Genomic DNA, 2,453 nt, shown 5'->3' with positions numbered 1-2,453 from the left:
CGCCTGAAGTGGTGGACCTTCCGGTCTACGGCAGGGAATCCCGATTCAACGAGCACTGTCCCGCCGTAGGCCCAGGCAGGACCTGGAATCCATATCCAAAAAAGCACACATTTTGTCGCTTAACCCGAAAATAATCAATATTGGAATTCTTGCCCATGTAGACGCTGGAAAGACGACCTTGACGGAGAGCCTGCTATATGCCAGCGGAGCCATTTCAGAACCGGGGAGCGTCGAAAAAGGGACAACGAGGACGGACACCATGTTTTTGGAGCGGCAGCGTGGGATTACCATTCAAGCGGCAGTCACTTCCTTCCAGTGGCACAGATGTAAAGTCAACATTGTGGATACGCCCGGCCACATGGATTTTTTGGCGGCGGTGTACCGCTCTTTGGCTGTTTTAGATGGGGCCATCTTGGTGATCTCCGCTAAAGATGGCGTGCAGGCCCAGACCCGTATTCTGTTCCATGCCCTGCGGAAAATGAACATTCCCACCGTTATCTTTATCAACAAGATCGACCAGGCTGGCGTTGATTTGCAGAGCGTGGTTCAGTCTGTTCGGGATAAGCTCTCCGCCGATATTATCATCAAGCAGACGGTGTCGCTGTCCCCGGAAATAGTCCTGGAGGAAAATACCGACATAGAAGCATGGGATGCGGTCATCGAAAATAACGATAAATTATTGGAAAAGTATATCGCAGGAGAACCAATCAGCCGGGAAAAACTTGTGCGGGAGGAACAGCGGCGGGTTCAAGACGCCTCCCTGTTCCCGGTCTATTATGGCAGCGCCAAAAAGGGCCTTGGCATTCAACCGTTGATGGATGCGGTGACAGGGCTGTTCCAACCGATTGGGGAACAGGGGAGCGCCGCCCTATGCGGCAGCGTTTTCAAGGTGGAGTATACAAATTGCGGCCAGCGGCGTGTCTATCTACGGCTATACAGCGGAACGCTGCGCCTGCGGGATACGGTGGCCCTGGCCGGGAGAGAAAAGCTGAAAATCACAGAGATGCGTATTCCATCCAAAGGGGAAATTGTTCGGACAGACACCGCTTATCCGGGTGAAATTGTTATCCTTCCCAGCGACAGCGTGAGGTTAAACGATGTATTAGGGGACCCAACCCGGCTCCCTCGTAAAAGGTGGCGTGAGGACCCCCTCCCCATGCTGCGGACGTCGATTGCGCCGAAAACGGCAGCGCAAAGAGAACGGCTGCTGGACGCTCTTACGCAACTTGCGGATACTGACCCGCTTTTGCGCTGCGAGGTGGATTCCATCACCCATGAGATCATTCTTTCTTTTTTGGGCCGGGTGCAGTTGGAGGTTGTTTCCGCTTTGCTGTCGGAAAAATACAAGCTTGAAACAGTGGTAAAGGAACCCACCGTCATTTATATGGAGCGGCCGCTCAAAGCAGCCAGCCACACCATCCATATCGAGGTGCCGCCCAACCCGTTTTGGGCATCCATCGGACTGTCTGTTACACCACTCCCGCTTGGCTCCGGTGTACAATACGAGAGCCGGGTTTCGCTGGGATACTTGAACCAGAGTTTTCAAAACGCTGTCAGGGATGGTATCCGTTACGGGCTGGAGCAGGGCTTGTTCGGCTGGAACGTAACGGACTGTAAGATTTGCTTTGAATACGGGCTTTATTACAGTCCGGTCAGCACGCCGGCGGACTTCCGCTCATTGGCCCCGATTGTATTGGAACAGGCATTGAAGGAATCAGGGACGCAACTGCTGGAACCTTATCTCTCCTTCACCCTCTATGCGCCCCGGGAATATCTTTCCAGGGCTTATCATGATGCACCGAAATACTGTGCCACCATCGAAACGGTCCAGGTAAAAAAGGATGAAGTTGTCTTTACTGGCGAGATTCCCGCCCGCTGTATACAGGCATACCGTACTGATCTGGCCTTTTACACCAACGGGCAGAGCGTATGCCTTACAGAACTGAAAGGGTATCAGGCCGCTGTCGGCAAGCCAGTCATCCAGCCCCGCCGTCCAAACAGCCGCCTGGACAAGGTGCGCTATATGTTTCAGAAGATAATGTAACGTCTTGCGCAATGCAAGCGTTCATTGCTGGCTATTGCGAAATATCATTGATAACCCTAGGTGGCAGGCTGGTTGTGGGCCAGAACCCGAAGGAGGTCCACACCCATGCCCCCACACGATATTCCCCCGCTGATCCCCAAGCCACCAGAGAAGGATTGGGCAGATTACAACACCGACCCCGACCCCGGCAGGACTCGTAAACGTCGGCGTGCAAGCCTGCCATCTGCACGCGATGTGCTGGCGTTGCCGACTGTCACCCTTGCACCCGGTGCCACGCTTTCCGATAGTGAGTTGGTCATGCCGGATGCTGCGGCAGTCGTGTTTATCCCCAACACTGAAGATCGCGGGATTGTCACCTATAGCGATACCCAGAAACAGCAGATGGTCAGGATCTATCACCAACTACCGT

The 2,453-nt window shown here is 53.9% G+C and carries 2 protein-coding genes; both read left to right on the top strand.

What is annotated here, in order from left to right:
- Positions 1-109: 109 nt before the first annotated feature.
- A complete protein-coding gene (gene tet(W), locus BJP06_RS09645; protein WP_369822272.1) occupies positions 110-2,044 on the top strand; it encodes a tetracycline resistance ribosomal protection protein Tet(W) in 1,935 nt (644 codons plus the stop codon).
- A 105-nt stretch (positions 2,045-2,149) separates the two neighbouring features.
- Positions 2,150-2,453 (top strand): hypothetical protein (locus BJP06_RS09640; RefSeq protein ID WP_255365837.1); only part of this gene is annotated, 304 nt, incomplete at its 3' end.

It is taken from the genome of Corynebacterium sp. NML120713 (assembly GCF_001875735.1).
GTDB lineage: Bacteria > Actinomycetota > Actinomycetes > Mycobacteriales > Mycobacteriaceae > Corynebacterium > Corynebacterium pseudogenitalium.
Note: the sequence above shows the minus strand (reverse complement) of the source record. Positions and strands in the feature narration are given on the sequence as shown.